This window comes from Maritimibacter sp. (genome assembly GCF_016774595.1).
GTDB classification, from domain to species: Bacteria; Pseudomonadota; Alphaproteobacteria; order Rhodobacterales; family Rhodobacteraceae; genus Maritimibacter; species Maritimibacter alkaliphilus.
On the sequence record NZ_JACBWT010000001.1, the window covers coordinates 741907 to 757663 of the forward strand.

The 15757-nt window shown below is 65.5% G+C and carries 14 protein-coding genes; 5 read left to right on the top strand and 9 right to left on the bottom strand.

Annotated elements, in window-relative coordinates:
* The first annotated feature begins 125 nt into the window (after positions 1 to 125).
* Genes HOY44_RS03720 through HOY44_RS03730 form a run of 3 tightly spaced genes read left to right on the top strand, consistent with a single transcriptional unit; the run spans position 126 to position 4909 of the window.
* Positions 126 to 545 carry a GbsR/MarR family transcriptional regulator gene (locus HOY44_RS03720; RefSeq protein WP_287433116.1) on the top strand — a complete coding sequence of 140 codons (420 nt, stop codon included), beginning with the start codon at positions 126 to 128 and terminating at the stop codon, positions 543 to 545.
* 11 nt (positions 546 to 556) lie between these two features.
* Positions 557 to 1774, top strand: a complete 1218-nt coding sequence (locus HOY44_RS03725) for an efflux RND transporter periplasmic adaptor subunit (RefSeq protein ID WP_287433117.1) — start codon at positions 557 to 559, stop codon at positions 1772 to 1774.
* A 6-nt stretch (positions 1775 to 1780) separates the two neighbouring features.
* The gene (locus tag HOY44_RS03730) at positions 1781 to 4909 is read left to right on the top strand and encodes an efflux RND transporter permease subunit (RefSeq protein WP_008334862.1); all 3129 of its coding nucleotides are present in this window, start codon (positions 1781 to 1783) and stop codon (positions 4907 to 4909) included.
* A gap of 159 nt (positions 4910 to 5068) precedes the next feature.
* Here HOY44_RS03730 and HOY44_RS03735 read toward each other — a convergent pair whose 3' ends face one another.
* Together HOY44_RS03735 and HOY44_RS03740 are read right to left on the bottom strand one after the other, a co-directional pair.
* On the bottom strand, positions 5069 to 6412 hold the full coding sequence (locus HOY44_RS03735; RefSeq protein ID WP_287433119.1) for a sensor histidine kinase: 1344 nt from the start codon (positions 6410 to 6412) through the stop codon (positions 5069 to 5071).
* Complete coding sequence (locus HOY44_RS03740) at positions 6402 to 7073, bottom strand: winged helix-turn-helix domain-containing protein (RefSeq protein ID WP_008334857.1); 672 nt, start codon at positions 7071 to 7073, stop codon at positions 6402 to 6404. The genes HOY44_RS03735 and HOY44_RS03740 overlap by 11 nt, the downstream gene beginning before the upstream one ends.
* Before the next feature lie 206 nt (positions 7074 to 7279).
* On the opposite strand from HOY44_RS03740, the gene HOY44_RS03745 reads away from it, so the two are divergent.
* A complete protein-coding gene (locus HOY44_RS03745; RefSeq protein ID WP_287433121.1) occupies positions 7280 to 8425 on the top strand; it encodes a S1C family serine protease in 1146 nt (381 codons plus the stop codon).
* 65 nt (positions 8426 to 8490) lie between these two features.
* On the opposite strand, the gene HOY44_RS03750 is transcribed toward HOY44_RS03745, so the two are convergent.
* Positions 8491 to 8976 (bottom strand): RrF2 family transcriptional regulator, encoded by a 486-nt coding sequence (locus HOY44_RS03750; RefSeq protein WP_040885271.1) that lies wholly within the window; start codon positions 8974 to 8976, stop codon positions 8491 to 8493.
* A gap of 104 nt (positions 8977 to 9080) precedes the next feature.
* Between HOY44_RS03750 and HOY44_RS03755 the strand changes: the two genes are divergently transcribed.
* On the top strand, positions 9081 to 9923 hold the full coding sequence (locus HOY44_RS03755) for an SMP-30/gluconolactonase/LRE family protein (protein ID WP_287433124.1): 843 nt from the start codon (positions 9081 to 9083) through the stop codon (positions 9921 to 9923).
* 1 nt (position 9924) lies between these two features.
* Here HOY44_RS03755 and HOY44_RS03760 read toward each other — a convergent pair whose 3' ends face one another.
* The 6 genes from HOY44_RS03760 to hpaE are packed head-to-tail and all read right to left on the bottom strand — an operon-like array spanning position 9925 to position 15754.
* Entirely contained in the window at positions 9925 to 10683 is a 759-nt protein-coding gene (locus tag HOY44_RS03760) for an aldolase/citrate lyase family protein (RefSeq protein WP_287433126.1), read from the bottom strand.
* Between the two features lie 11 nt (positions 10684 to 10694).
* Positions 10695 to 11498 (bottom strand): 2-oxo-hept-4-ene-1,7-dioate hydratase, encoded by an 804-nt coding sequence (gene hpaH, locus HOY44_RS03765; protein WP_287433128.1) that lies wholly within the window; start codon positions 11496 to 11498, stop codon positions 10695 to 10697.
* On the bottom strand, positions 11495 to 12352 hold the full coding sequence (locus HOY44_RS03770; protein ID WP_287433130.1) for a fumarylacetoacetate hydrolase family protein: 858 nt from the start codon (positions 12350 to 12352) through the stop codon (positions 11495 to 11497). Before HOY44_RS03770 ends, hpaH begins: the two co-directional genes overlap by 4 nt.
* 10 nt (positions 12353 to 12362) lie before the next feature.
* A complete protein-coding gene (hpaD, locus tag HOY44_RS03775; RefSeq protein WP_287433132.1) occupies positions 12363 to 13343 on the bottom strand; it encodes a 3,4-dihydroxyphenylacetate 2,3-dioxygenase in 981 nt (326 codons plus the stop codon).
* A gap of 9 nt (positions 13344 to 13352) precedes the next feature.
* Positions 13353 to 14207, bottom strand: a complete 855-nt coding sequence (gene hpaD / locus HOY44_RS03780) for a 3,4-dihydroxyphenylacetate 2,3-dioxygenase (protein WP_287433134.1) — start codon at positions 14205 to 14207, stop codon at positions 13353 to 13355.
* A gap of 35 nt (positions 14208 to 14242) precedes the next feature.
* A complete protein-coding gene (gene hpaE / locus HOY44_RS03785) occupies positions 14243 to 15754 on the bottom strand; it encodes a 5-carboxymethyl-2-hydroxymuconate semialdehyde dehydrogenase (protein WP_287433135.1) in 1512 nt (503 codons plus the stop codon).
* Between the last annotated feature and the right edge of the window lie 3 nt (positions 15755 to 15757).

Below are 15757 nucleotides of genomic sequence, written 5' to 3' on the forward strand. Positions count from 1 at the left end.
TCGCCGCAGTGCGGAATTATTGCGTTCAATACGTTCAATTTGAATTGAACGATGAACCGGACAGACCTATATGGCCACCCATGAACCGTGACCCGATTGACCATTTCATCGAACAGATGGGTTTCATGACCCAGGAAGACGGCCTGCCGCGCATTGCCGGGCAAGTCCTCGGCTACCTTCTGGTCGAAGGCGAGCCGCGCACGCTGGCCGAGATCACCGAGGCGCTTTCGATTTCGAAAGCCTCGGCCTCGACCAATTGCCGCCAGCTTGCCGACAAGGGCATCCTGACCCGCGTGGCGACGCGTGGGTCGCGCGCCGACAGCTATGTGGCCGTGACCAACCCGGCCGAAGACATGCTCGCCGGCATGGCCGCGCGCTTTCGCACCCGCGCCCGCAGCATCGAAGAAGCCGCCGCCAGTTTCCCTGACAGCCGTGCCGAAGCCCGCGCACGGGTCACAACCTTCGCACAGTTCTTCCGGACCTCCGCCGACTTCCTCGACGAATGGACCGAACGCGCCCAACGCCAGATGGCAGACACGGAGTGAGAGACGTGAATATGCATAACCCCAAGCCCGACTGGGCGATGAACAAGCGCGAGAAAGCGCGCGCCGAGGCCATCGCTAAGGGCGAAAAACCGAAGCGGCGCAAATGGCCGTGGCTGGTTCTTCTGGTTCTCGTCGTGGCCGCTGGCGGCGGATATTACTATGCCGACCAGAACGGCCTGATCCCGGAGCCGCCGGAGCAGGCCGCCCCGGTCGAGCCGGGAGCCCCCGCCGAACTGATCGTGCGCCTCGCCCCGTTCGAAGTCACCGAAGTGGCGCCTGGCGATCTGTCCGAAACCCTGCGCGTGACAGGCTCTCTCACCCCGTCGCGTCAGGTGCATCTGTCGGCCGAAGTATCGGCCCGGCTGCTCGACGTGACCGTGCGCGAAGGCGACTCGGTCAAGGAAGGCGCGCTTCTGGCCCAGTTCGACGTCGTATCGCTGGAAAACCAGCTCGCTCAGGCGCAATCCAACGCCGAAGCGACGCGCGTTCAGTTCGCGCAGGCCCAGAGCGATTTCGAGCGCACCCAGACGCTTGTGGAGCGTGACCTCGCCGCGCCCACGGCGCTCGAGAACGCGCAGTCGGGGCTGGATCAGCTTCGCGCTCAGGTCGCCGCTCAGGAAACCTCGGTCCAGAACGCGCAAACCGCGCTGGAAAAGGCCCGCGTGACCGCGCCCTTCGATGGCGTCATCGCCGAGCGTCAGGTCGATCCGGGCGCGTTCGTCGCCACCGGGTCGCCGCTGTTCACCATCGTCGATCTGACCTCGCTGGAAGTCGAGGCGACCGCGCCCGTGTCGATCTCGAACCAGATCACCGAAGGCCAGATCGTCACCCTGCGCGTCGAAGGCTTCGGGGACCAGACCTTCACCGGCGAGGTCGAGCGTCTGAACCCCATGGCCATCTCCGGCTCGCGGATGCTTCCGGTCTATATCGCGCTTGAAAACACCAACGGCGCCCTGCGCGGCGGCATGTTCGCCACGGGCCGCATCACGCTGGAAGAGAAATCCGGTGCGCTCTGGGTGCCCGTCGAAGCCATCCGCGAGGATGCTCAGGGCACATTCGTCCTGACCGCGAACGGCGAGGCGCTGGAACGGCGCGCGGTCGAGGTCGCGCGCGACTGGGACAACGGGGCCAAGGTCGAAATCGCTTCGGGTCTGGAGCCCGGCGACACCGTCGTGTCGGCCCCCCTGCCCGAACTTCGCGCCGGTCAGAAATTCGCGATCACGGAGTAAGCCCAGATGTTCCTGACCCGCATCAGCGTTGGCCAGCCGGTCTTTGCCACGATGGTGATGATCGCGCTCATGGTCGTGGGCGCGTTCTCCTACTCCCGCCTTCCGGTCGAACAGTTCCCGGACGTGGATTTCCCGGTCGTCGCCGTCGTCACCTCCTACCCCGGCGCGACGCCGGAAGCGGTGGAAAGCGACATCATCGAGCCGATCGAGGACAGCGTCTCGACCCTCGCCGGCATCGACAACATCCAGTCGACCGCCCTGACCGGCTCGTCGCTGGTCATCATCCAGTTCGATCTGGAAGTGGACAGCGCCACCGCCGTGCAGGACGTGCGCGACCGGGTGAGCCAGATCGGACCGCTTCTGCCCGACAATGCCGACGATCCGCGCATCCTGCGCTTCGACCCGTCCGACCTGCCGATCCTGTCGATCGGGGTCAGCTCGGACGAGCTCGACATCGGCACGCTGACGCAGGTGACCGAGGATTACATCGCCAAGCGCATCTCGAACCTGCGCGGCGTCGGCAATGCCGACGTGGTGGGCGGACGCCCGCGCGAAGTGCTGATCGAGATCGACCCGGACCGGCAGACCGCCCTGAACGTGGGCATCGCCGAGGTGTCGAACGCCGTCGCACAGGAAAACCAGGATGTGCCGGCAGGCGCCGTCACATCCGGCGGACAAAGCCAGTCGGTGCAGGTCGAAGGCCGCATCGAAACCCTGCGCGCCTTCGAGGACATCATCGTGGCCCGTCGCGGCGGTCAGCCGATCCGTCTGGGCGACGTGGCGAATGTGACCACGGGTCTGGCCGAGCGCGACAGCCTCGCCATGCTGAACGGGCAGGATGCACTGGCCATCGACGTGCTCAAGACGCAGGGCGCGAACACCGTGGACGTGGCCGAACGCGTCGTCGAAGAAGTGCACAAGATGAACGAGGACCCGCAGTTCGAGGGCATCGAAATCTCGGTGCTGCGCGACAACTCGGAACCCGTGATCGAAAGTTTCCACTCGGTCCAGTCGATGATCGTCGAGGGCGCGATCCTCGCCACCATCATCGTGTTCCTGTTCCTCAATTCGTGGCGCTCGACGGTCATCACCGGCCTGACCCTGCCGATCTCGATCATCGCGACGATGACGGCGATCTACGCGATGGGCTTTACGCTCAACATGATGACGCTCATGGCGCTGTCGCTGTCGGTCGGCATCCTGATCGACGACGCCATCGTCGTGCGCGAAAACATCGTGCGACACCTGCACATGGGCAAATCCCACATTCAGGCCGCGCTGGACGGGACCAAGGAAATCGGCCTCGCCGTGCTCGCCACCACGCTTTCCATCGTCTCGGTGTTCCTGCCGGTGGCGTTCATGGAAGGGATCATCGGGCGCTTCTTCTTCCAGTTCGGGATCACCGTATCGGTCGCCGTACTGATCTCGCTCTTCGTGTCCTTCACGCTCGACCCGATGATGTCGTCGGTGTGGTACGACCCGGCCGCCGACCCGAACCGCAAACGCGGGATCGTGGGCCGCGCCGTGGGCCAGTTCGACCGCCTGTTCGACTGGATCGGCGAGCAATACGGCAAGCTCCTGAAAAAGGCGCTCAAGTTCCGCAAGACGACGCTGAGCGTGGCCTTCGCCGCCTTCGTCGGCGCCTTCGCCCTGTTCCCCCTGATCGGGGGCGAGTTCATTCCGCCGTCCGACACAGGGGAAATTCAGGTCGACCTCAAGGCGCCGGTGGGCACCTCGCTCGACCGGACGGCCGACAAGATCGCGCAGGTGGACGCGCTCCTGCACGACCGGTTCCCGGAAATCGAAAGCACCTATGCGACGGTGAACTCCGGCACCTCGTCGGGCGACAACAACGCCACGATCATCGGCATCCTCGTGCCCTCGGATCAACGCAGCCGGTCCCCGCAGGATCTGACGAGCCCCGTGCGCGACGCGCTGAAGGCCATCCCCGGCGCCGAATTCTCGGTGGGCGCCTCGGGCGGCATGGGCCCGGTGGAACCGCCGATCGAGATCAAGATCTTCGGCCCCGACCTGCGGGTCTTGGAAAAGCTGGCCCGCGAACTGGCCGACGACATGGCCGGGATCGAAGGGCTGGTCGACATCAACACCACGCTCGACGATCCCCAGCCCACCATCGGGATCGAAGTCGACCGCGATGCGGCCTTCGACCTCGGCGTCTCGCTCGCCTCCGTCGGCGACACCCTGTCTTCGATGCTCGAAGGCCAGACCGTGTCGGAATGGACAAGCCCGCGCGGTGAAAGCCTCGACGTGGTGGTGCGCCTGCCCGACAGCGCGCGAAACGACGCGGCCTATCTCGGCGCACTCCCCATCGCGCAATCGGGCGCGACCGGGTCGACGGATGTCATCCGGCTCGATCAGGTTGCGACGATCACCCAGTCCGAAGGACCGGGCGAGATCAACCGCGAAGACCGGGAACGCTCGGTCCGTGTCACCGCGAACCTCGAAAGCGGCGTGCGCCCCGGTGACGTGACCGCCGCGGTGCAGGAGGCCGCCGCCGCGCTCGACTACCCGCTGGGCTACAGTCAGGGCACCGGGGGCGAAGTCGAGGACATGCAGGATCTGGGGTTCGCCGCGGCCGCCGCGCTGGCCCTGGCGATCATCTTCATCTACCTCGTGCTCGCCTCGCAGTTCGGCTCGTTCCTGCAACCTCTGGCGATCATGTCGTCCCTGCCCTTGGCCCTGATCGGCGTGCTGGGCGGTCTTCTGGTGTTCGACTCGACGCTGAACGTCATGTCGATCATCGGGTTCATCATGCTCATGGGTCTGGTCACCAAGAACGCGATCCTGCTGGTGGACAACGCCAACCAGCATGTCCGTGACGAGGGGCTGAACCTCTACGATGCGCTGGTCATCGCCGGGCGCACCCGGTTCCGGCCCATCGTGATGACGACGCTCGCGATGATCTTCGGCATGCTGCCGCTAGCGCTCAACATCCATGGCGGCACCGGGCAGAACGCGTCGATGGCCCATGCCGTGATCGGCGGCCTGATCTCGTCCTCGCTGCTGACGCTGGTCGTCGTGCCGGTGATCCTCACCTACACCGACGCCATCGGCCGCTTCGCCTCGCGCTTCACGCCCAAGGCCCCCGACGACGTGCACGCCCCGGCGGAGTAACCACACCCGTCCCCCTTCTCTGTTTCGAAAAACCTCGGAGGGGGACGGATTTGCCCGCAAATCCGGGGGGAGGCTGGCCTCCCCCCACCGCGACGGCCCGCCGCAGGCGGGACGGCGCAAACCCTGTGCGCGGGCTTGCCCGCGCGCCGCTTGGAAACCCTACCCCTGAAAGCGCAACGTGACGATCAGGCCCGGGTCGGCGTCGCCAAGGTTCAGTGCCGCCCCGTGGCTCTCCGCGATGGCCGCGACGAGGGCGAGGCCCAAGCCGTTGCCCGGCGTGGTGCGCGAGCGTTCGAGACGGTAGAGACGGCGCAGGACCTTGTCACGCTCGGTCTCGGGGATGCCGGGGCCGCTGTCGGCCACGCTCAGGGTGCCGTCCGGTCCGACCCGCACCCGCACCTCGCCGCCGGGCGGCGTGTGGCGCAGGGCGTTCTCGATGAGGTTGGCGAGCGCCTGACCGATCAGGTCGGCATCGCCGCGCACCATCACGGGCGTGTCGGGCACGTCCACGGTGAACCGGTCCTCGCGGTCTTCCGCCGAGGGCTCGTAAAGCTCCGCGATCCGCAGCGCCACCGCGCCCAGATCGACGGCACGGAACCGGTCCTTGGCGCTTCCCCCTTCGATCTGCGCGATCTGGAGCAGGGCGCGAAAGACCGCCACCGCGCGTTCGGCCTCCTCCCCTGCCGCTTGGGCGAGGTCGCGCGCCGCGCCCTCCGGCAGACGGTCTTCGAGGTCCTGAAGCGTGACGCCGATCCGCTGCAAGGGCGTGCGCAGGTCATGGGCGATATCGGTGGTGACCTGCCTCAGCGCCTCGGTCGCGGCCTCCTGCTTCACGGCCATCCGGTTCACCCGCGCCCCGATGCGCGACAGGTCGTCGCCGGCGCCGGTCTCATGCGACCGGGCCGCGAGGTCGCCGGAGGCGATCCGGTCGAGCACGCCTTCGATCCGCTCCACGCGGCGGGCCGAGGCGCGGGCGATCACCGCGCCGGTGCCCAGCGCGATCAGAACCGTGGGCAGCGTCGACACCAGCAGCAACACGAGAAAGGTCTCGCCCAGACGCGCCAGCGGTTCGAGGCTTTTGGCCACGATCAGCACCCCGCCCGACAGCCGCCGCACATCGTCGATATAGCCTTCGTCCGACAGGGGCCGCGTGTCCTCCAGCGCGGTGAAGCCCACATCGACGCCGTTCAGCACGGCGCGTGCATTCCCGGTGCTGCGGCGGTCGTCCCCCAGAAACACGAACACCGTGTCGCGCGGATCGGTCACCCTGGCGCGCGCCTCGACCAGCGTGCGCAGGGCCGACGGGCTTGCCGAAATCTCGAAACTCGCCATCTCGCGGTCCAGATCGGCGCGCAGGTCCTGAAGCGTGTTGGCGCGCTGGGTCAGCCATGCCACGCCCAGCGAGGCCAGATTGACCAGAGCCACGACCGCCACCAGCAACACCGCCTGACGCACCGGCGTCGAGCGCATGATCCGGGTCGAGCGGCGGGCCCTAGTCGTCAATGCGATACCCCGCGCCGCGCACGGTGCGGATCAACTCGTGGTCGAAGGGCTTGTCCACCTTGGCCCGCAGGCGGCTGATATGGGTTTCGACCACGTTGGTGCCGGGGTCGAAATGGATGTCCCACACGTTTTCCAAAAGCATGGTCCGGGTCTGCACCCGGCCTTTGCGCCGCAACAGGTGTTCGAGCAGCGCGAATTCGCGCGGCAGAAGGTCAATGGGCCGCCCGGCCCGGCGCACCTCACGCCGCACGAGGTCCATTTCCAGATCTCCCGCCTTCAGCGTCGTTTCCTCGGCCTGCAAGGGCGGGCGGCGGGTCAGCGCGGCGACGCGCGCGGAGAGTTCGCCGAAGGCGAAGGGTTTGACGAGGTAATCGTCGCCCCCGGCTTCCAGCCCCGCGATCCGATCCTCGACCCCGCCGACCGAGGTCAGGAAGATCGCGGGCGTCGCGACACGGGCCGCCCGCAACGCCTTGACCAGCGACAGGCCGTCGAGTTCCGGCAGCATACGGTCGACGACAAGCACGTCGTAACTGCCCTGCATCGCCTGCCCGAGCGCCGAGCGCCCATCGGCCAGACGGTCGACGGAATGCCCCTCTTCGGAAAAGCCGCGGGCGATGAAATCTGCTGTGGTCGGGTCGTCTTCTACGACAAGAATTTTCATGGGTCGCTACCGGTTACTCGCCTACAACATAGGCGGTTGCCCCTTGTTTTGCAGGTTTCAACCGGTCGAAACACCCCTTTTCACGCCGCCGTGACGAAGATTACGCAGATGCAATCCTGCCGATGTGGCGCTGCAATTCGCCACGTCCATCTTCGTGTCATCCGAAGGGGGCGACCAAGCCCCTCGCAGTCAAAAGAGGATGCTTCATGCCCAAGAACACCATCATGAACCGCGTGGCCCCCGCATTGGCGGTCAGCGCGCTGCTCGCCGGTGGCGGTGTCGCCGCGATCACCAACACCACCCAACCCGCTTTCGCCGCCGCCCCGGTAGAGGGTGGCTATGTCGATCTGGTCAAACAGGTGGCGCCCGCCGTCGTGACCATCGAAACCTCGCGCAACGCATCGGCCCAGCCCGCACAGGGCGACCCGTTCGAAGGCACGCCGTTCGAGGAGTTTTCCAAGCGCTTCGGCATGCCGATGCCCGAGGGCAACCCGCGCGGCGAGATGCCGGACCGCCAGATGCGCGGCGCGGGCACCGGGTTCATCGTGTCCGAGGACGGTCAGATCGTGACCAATGCCCACGTCGTGCGAGGCGCGGATGAGGTCAAGGTGACGCTCGAGGACGGGCGCGAGATGACCGCCGAGGTCGTCGGCATCGATGCGGCCACGGACATCGCCGTTCTCAAGGTCGATGCGACCGGCCTTCCTGCGCTTGAATTCGGCACCTCGGCCGATCTTCAGGTCGGTGAGAACGTGATCGCGATGGGCAATCCGTTCGGCCTCGGCAACACCGTGACCACGGGTATCGTCTCGGCCATCGGTCGCGACCTGCGCGCGGGTCCGTTCGACAACTTCATCCAGACCGATGCCGCGATCAACCGGGGCAACTCGGGCGGTCCGCTGCTGAACCCCAACGGTCAGGTGATCGGGATGAACACCGCGATCATCTCGCCCACCGGCGGATCGATCGGCCTCGGCTTCGCCGTGCCTGCGGACATGGTGAAAGAGATCGTGGCGGACCTGTCGGACGACGGCGAAGTCAGTCGCGGCTGGCTGGGCGTTCAGATCGCGCCGGTGAGCGAAGACGTGGTCGCCGCGCTCGGTCTGGAAAAGGCGAACGGCACGATGGTGCAAAGCGTCATGTCGGGCACGCCTGCCGAAGAGGCCGGGTTGCAAGCGGGCGATATCGTCACCGAGGTGAACGGCAAGGCCATCGATGGCCCCCGCGACCTGACCCGTGCCATTGCCGGTGACATGCCGGGGTCGGATGTCGAACTGAAGGTGCTGCGCAAAGGGCAGGAACAGACGTTCAACGTGACCCTTGGCGAACGGAGCGAAGACGAGCCGGCTTGATCTCCCTGGCACTTCGCTTCTGAGGAGGCCGTCGGGACTGTCCCCTCCCGGCGGCCTTTTCGTGTCTACTCGGCGGCCGAGGCCTGACGGCTGCGGTCGCAGGACACCCCGTTGGCGGGGTTCAGGTCGAGAAGCTCGATCAAGCCGCAGTTGTCCTTGACCAGATCGGCCAGCGTCACCTCATCCAGTTCGGAATAGAACGCGTCGAGCGCCTTCTTGATATAGGTGTTGAGGCGGCAGGTCTCGATCAGCGGGCAGTTGTTGTTGGCGGCGTCGAAGCACTCGGTGAACGGCACCTCCGCCTCGAAATCGCGAAACAGCGCACCGATCGAAATGGCTTCGGGCTTGCGCGCGAGCATGAGGCCACCGCCGCGCCCGCGCCGGGTTTCGACATATCCGAATTGCTGAAGCTTGTGGATCACCTGGCTCAGGTGATTGCCCGAGGCGTTGGTCGCCTCGGCGATCTCAGACGAGCGAACGGTCTGATCCGTGTTCACACCGCAGAACATGAGGACCCGTGCGGCAAGGTTCGTTCTCAGTGTCAGACGCATTCTGCTCTCCCCTAGCGTTTTCGTAATGTAACCACCCGGTTCACACGGCGATTTGACATAGATCAGATAAATGTTTTTCGTCTAGCGGGGAGGAACGCCGCGAAATGTACCAATTCGATACTCGGGCCTGTGCGCTTGGCGAGGGCCTGCTGTGGCACCCGCTGTCCAAACAATTGTACTGGTTCGATATTTTGGGCCGGAAGCTGATGACGCGGGGCCCGGACGGCCCGCGCGAGTGGTCGTTCGACGAGGCGGTCTCGGCTGCGGGCTGGGTGTCGCGAAATCTGCTATTTGTAGCGTCCGAGACACAGCTTTTCACCTTCGATGTCGAGACGGCGGAGGTGAACACCGTCGTCCAACTGGATGCCGATAACCCCGCGACCCGCTCGAACGACGGGCGCGCCGATCCGCACGGCGGGTTCTGGATCGGCACGATGGGCAAGAAATTCGAGCCGGGCGTGGCCGCGATTTTCCGTTATTACCGTGGCGAATTGCGCAGGATCGTCGACGGGGTGACTGTATCCAATTCCATCTGCTTCGCGCCGGACGGACGCACGGCTTACTACACCGACACGCCCACCCGGCAGATCATGGCGCTGCCGCTGGACGCCGACGGCTGGCCCACAGGCACGGCACACATTCATATCGATCTGAGCGGCGAACGCCCCCTGCCCGACGGGTCAATCGTGGACGGCGAAGGTGCGATCTGGAACGCCCAGTGGAACATGGGCCGCGTGGCTCGGTATCTGCCGGACGGGCGGTTCGATTATGCCGTCGAGGTTCCGGCGCGGCGGGCGACTTGTCCGGCTCTGGGCGGGCCGGATCTGAAAACCCTGTTCGTCGGAACGGCGCGGATGGGTCTGGACGACCCGTCACCCGATGACGGTGTGGTCTTCGCGCAGGAGGTCGAGGTGCCGGGTCTGCCGGAATACCGCGTGGTCCTGTAAGTCAGAACGCGCCGCGCAGGGTCTTGAGCCCGCCGACCAGCGTGCCGACATCCGTGCCGACGGCGAGGAATTCGACACCCATGTCGGCATAGCTCTGCGCGAGCGCCCGGTCCGAGGTCAGGATGCCTGCCGCCTTGCCCGCCGCCCGGATACGGGTGAGCACGTCGACCACAACCGCCTGAACCTCGGGCGCGCCGGGATTGCCGATGAAGCCCATGTCGGCGGCCAGATCGGCGGGGCCGACGAAGACGCCATCGACGCCCTCGACCGCGAGGATATCGTCCAGCGCCGCAACGCCTGCCCGGTTCTCGACCTGAAGCAGCAGGCAGACCTCGTCATTCGCGGTGTGCAGGTAATCGGGGATCGCGTTATAGGCGGACGCACGCGCCAGGGCCGCCCCGATGCCGCGCACGCCATGCGGTGGGTAGAGCATCGAGCGCACCGCCTCGCGCGCCTGCGCGCCGCTTTCGATCATCGGAATGAGGATGGTCTGCGCGCCGACGTCGAGAAGCTGCTTGATGAAAGCGCGGTCGTCGTCGCGGGCGCGCACCACGGCGGAGGTCGTCGTGCCGACCGCGCGCAGCTGATCGCGGATCGACAGAAGGTCGTTCGGGCCGTGTTCGCCATCGATCACCAGCCAGTCGAAACCCGCTTGTGCACAGAGTTCGGCCACCGACGCATCGCCCATCGAGACCCAGAGGCCGATCTGCGTTTCGCCGGACTTGAGCCGCGCCTTGAAGTGGTTGGTCGGTGCGGGCATCGGCCCCTCCCCTAGTCGAAGTTGATCGCCACGGACCCGAACGCGCCGAAGTCGGCGGCGATGCGGGTGCCGGATGGGCATTCGATAGGCGCGATGAACGAGCCGGACAAGACCACCTGCCCCGCCTCGATCCGCTGCCCGTATTGCCCCATGCGCCGCGCGAGCCAGACGATGCCCGTCACCGGGTCGTTCAGAACGGCGGCGCCAAGGCCGGTCGCGACCACTTCGTCGTTCTTGGTGAGGATCGCGCCGGTCCAGCGCAGGTCGAACGCCTCGGGCGGGTTGCGTTCCGCCCCGGTCACGATGCCCGCGTTGGCCGCGTTGTCGGAAACGGTGTCGGTGATGATCCGGGGCGTCCCCGTGTCGGGATCGGCGCGCAGGATGCGGGTGTCGAGGATTTCGAGCGAGGGGGTGACGTAATCCGTCGCCGCGATCACGTCGTCGCGGCTGACCTCACCCGACAGGGGCGCTTTCATCACGAACGCGATCTCTGCCTCGATCCGCGGCTGGATGAACCGGCCTGCCGGCACCGTCCCGCCGTTCGGAAAGATCATGTCGTCGAAAAGCACGCCGCTGTCCGGCGTGTCGATCTTCAGCGCCTCCTGCATGACCTTGGAGGTCAGGCCGATTTTCCACCCGACGATCCGCCGCCCCGCCGCCAGTTTCTGCGCCATCTGGGCCGACTGGATCCGGTAGGCGTCGTCCAGCGTCATGCCGGGGTGGCGGAGCGACAGGAGGCGGATCTGACTGCGGCTCTCTTCTGCGGCCAAAAGGTCGGCAGCCGCCTGTTCGACTTGGGTGTCCGTCAGGGTCATTCGTCGGCCACGGTGTTGGTCAGGGTGCCGATGCCGTTCACCTCGACCTCGACCACGTCGCCGGGGACGAGGTATTTCGGCGGATCGAACCGCGCGCCCGCGCCGGTCGGCGTGCCGGTGATGATTACATCGCCGGGCATGAGCGTGGTGAAGGTCGAGATATAGGCGATCTCTTCGCGGATGGGGAACATCATGTTGGCCAGCACGTCGTCCTGCCGCACCTCGCCGTTCACGCGCGTCACGATGCGGGCATCGTCGAGTTGCGCCGGATCGGTGAAGGGGACGAGCCACGGGCCGATGGCCCCTGAGTTGTCCCAGTTCTTGCCTTGCGTGACGTTGAATTTCGCATGACGCACCCAGTCGCGGATCGTGCCTTCATTCGCGATGGTGAGCGCGGCGATGTGGTCATAGGCGTCCGCTGCCGCGATCCGGCGACCGCCCTTGCCGATTACGATGACCACCTCGCCCTCGTAGTCGAGCGTGTGGTTTTCCGGCGGACGGATGAGCGGTTGGCCGTGGCCCGTGAAACTGCGCGGAAAGCGGGGAAACAGCGACATGTGCTTGGGCTGGGCCGAGCCGTCTTTGTATTCCGCGTTGCGGTCGGGGAAGTTCACGCCGACGCAGAGGATTTTCTCAGGCCGAGCGATGGGGATCAGGAACTCGGCCTCATCCGCCGCGAAAGTGGGCGCGCGCCCCTCGGCCAGCGCGATCACCTTTTCCAGAGCGCCGTCCACGACGACCGCCTGAAGGTCCGCGTAGCCCGCCAAATCGGTCAGGTCGATGAGGCCCTCGTCGGTGACGACGCCGTAGCGGGTGGTGCCATCGGCCCGGAAGGCCGCGATGCGATTGCTCATGACGCCCTCCTCACGGTGCGATGATCGGCGATGCGCCGAGGTTGGAGTCGCTGACGTCGAGCCCTTCGAAGACCGAGCCATGTTCGAACCACGACTTCGGCGCAGGCGCGCCCCAGAGCGTTTGACGTTGCGGGTCTTTCAGATCCCACCGGATCGCTTCGAGGTCCGGGTCCACGGTCTGATAGTCCGAACAGTAAATCTCGATCCGGTGCCCGTCGGGGTCGAGAATGTACAGGAAGAACGCGTTGGAAATGCCGTGGCGCCCCGGTCCGCGTTCGATATTCGATACATAGCCGGTGGTGGACATCAGGTCGAGCAGGTCGATGATGTTGAGAGGTGTCGGCACCCAGAACGCCGTGTGGTGCAGGCGCGGGCCGGTCCCGTTGGTGAAGGCGATGTCATGGACCCCTCCCTTGCGGTGGGTCCAGGCCGCCCAAAGCCGCTTGCTTTCCTCATCCTCGGTGTATTCGGTCACCCGGAAACCGATCTCGTTGTAAAAGCCCACCGCCTCGTCCACGTTCGGCACGAAGCAGTTGAAGTGGTCGATGCGCAGCGGCTTCACACCCTTGTAGAGCGCGTATTTCTGGTGGATCGGCTCCAGCCGCTCCATCTTGAAGTAGAATTCGATGGGCATACCGAGGTGATCGTGCGTCGCGAGCGTGCGTCCCTGATAGGGGCGCTCGACCCACTCGACCCCGTGACCCTGCGACTTGAACCAGTCGTGCGCCTTGTCCAATTCGCCCTCGTCGAAGACCTTGAACGACAGCGCCTTGACGTGCGGCTCGGTGGATTTGTGAAGCACCATGCAGTGATGCCCCCGCTCCTCCATCGCGCGCAGATAGACGGTGCTCTCGTCCTCGTCCGTGATCTGAAGGCCCAGCGTATCGACGTAGAACGCCTTGGACGCCGCCAGATCGCGCACGCCGAAATCGACATGGGACAGCCGGATGATGTTGAACGGCGGGTAAAGGTTCGGGGCGGGAATGGGCATCTGGGCTCCTTACTGCACCGGGAAGATGACATTGACCTGGCCTGTGCCAGAGGATGGGAAATAGTCGGTGACGACCTCGCATTCGCCAGTGTAGGCATCCCAGCCGAGGGCACCATAAAGCATGGCGGTGTCGTGCATCGAGCCCTCGCCCGAGCAATGCAGGGCATAGTCGCCGAGCATCTTGAGGAAGGTCGCGTGATCGCCGCGCTTCCACATCTCGAGCACCATGAGATCGACCTGCCGATTGAACTCGGAACTGATCGTGAAGGTGCCGTTGTTCGGAGCGTAGTCCTTGTTCGACCAGATCTTGTGGCTGAGGCTGCCGGAGGCGACGAGCAACACCTTGTCGTCCGAGGCGTCGACCGCCTTGCGGATCGCCTCCCCCAGCACACGGCTCTCGTCATGGTTGTGGACAGTGCAGAAGGCGGCGATGGAGACCACCTTCATCTCATGTTCGCGGCTCATGAACGACAGCGGGACCAGCGAGCCGTATTCGAGGTCGAGACTGTCGAGATGATGGGCGAGCGTGTAGACGCCCATCTCGCACGCCGCCTCGGCAATCGCATCGCCGAGCGCCGGGTTGCCCGCGTGGCTATAGGGCATGTCGCGGATGAATTGCGGAAACTCGGACGAGGTCAGAAGCCCCTCGAACCTGTCGTTGGCATTGATATGAAACCCCGCGTTCACCAGCCAGTGCGTGTCGCAGATCACGACGGTGTCCGCGCCCAACGCCTTGGCCCGGCGCGCGATTTCATAGTGGCCGTCGATCGCGGCCTGCCGCTTGCCCTTGATCGGCCCGTCCTGCTCCGACATCTGCATCGTCGGAACGTGGGTCATCTTGGCCGCCAGAACGATTTCACCCATGACGCATCTCTCCTCCGGTCATGCGAAATGGCGCCTCACCCGCCGAGTTTCGGGATTTTATGGTCCGCGCGCGGGAACGATACGTTCACCGTCTCCATGTAGAAGTCAAAGGACCAATCGCCGCCGTCCCGCCCGATGCCAGAGGCTTTGGTGCCGCCGAAGGGCGATGGCAGGTGACGGATGTTTTCCGAATTCACCCACATCATACCCGCGTCGAGCGCGTCGGTCATGCGCATCGCCCGGTCGAGGTTACGGGTCCACAGATAGGCCGCGAGGCCGTATTGCACGCCGTTCGCGATTTCGAGCGCTTCCGCGTCGTCTTTGAACGGAATGGCCGTCAGGACCGGGCCGAAAATCTCTTCCTGCGCGATGGCCATGTCGTTCGTGGCCCGCGTGAACAACGTGGGCGCGATGTAGCACCCCTGCTCGCCCACCTTGGCCCCGCCCACGGCGATGGTCGCGCCCTCTTCCTGCGCCTTGGCGAAGTAGGACATGACCTTTTCTTCGTGCTCCGGGTGGATGACCGGGCCGACCACGGTGTCGGGGTCGAGAGGGTGGCCCACCTTGATGCGCCCCGCAGCCTCGGCCACGCGGCGCGTCACCTCGTCATAGATCGTGTCCTGCACCAGAAGCCGCGAGGACGAGGTGCAGCGTTCGCCGTTGAGCGAGTAGATCATGAAGACCGCCGCATCCACGGCGCGGTCGATATCGGCATCGTCGAAGATGATGACCGGGTTCTTTCCTCCGAGCTCGAAATGCACGCGCTTCAGCGTCGCCGCACCCTGCGCCATAATCATCGACCCGGTGCGGCTTTCGCCGACGAAGGCGATGGCTTTGATGTCGGGGTGCTCGGTCAGGCGCTTGCCCGCATCCTCACCGAACCCGTTCACCACGTTCAGCACGCCCTTGGGCAGCCCCGCCTCTTCGGCGATCTCGACCAGAAGCTTGGCGGTCATCGGCGAAAACTCGGCGGGCTTGTGGACGACCGTGCATCCGGCGGCCAGCGCCGGGGCGATCTTCCACGTCGAAAGCATGAAGGGCGTGTTCCACGGGGTGATGACGCCGACCGGGCCGATGGCGCGGCGCGAGGTCACGTTCATCTGGGTCGGATTGCGCAGCGCCTGCCCGTCTTCGGCGGTCGGGGCCTGATCGGCGAAGAACCGGAAGTTGGCGGCGCCGCGAATGGCGGCCTTGGACATGAACCTGAGCGCCTGCCCGGTGTCCATGCATTCGGTGAAAGCGATTTCCTCGGCCCGCGCCTCGATGGCTTCGGCGACCTTGATGAGGATCTTGCGCCGCTCGGCCCCCGGAGTCTTCGACCATGCGGGGAACGCCGCCTTGGCCGCCGCGACCGCGTTGTCGATGTCGGCGGCGCCGCCACGGGCGACCGGGGCAAGCTCGCTCAGATCGACCGGCGAGATCGTGGTGAAGGTCTCACCGGACATGGCGGGGACGTTCTGCCCGTCAATATGGTTCATCACGCCGTCCTTGCGGAACCGCGCCATGAACCCCTGTGCCTTGGCGATATTGTCGTCGAGAACGCTCATGTC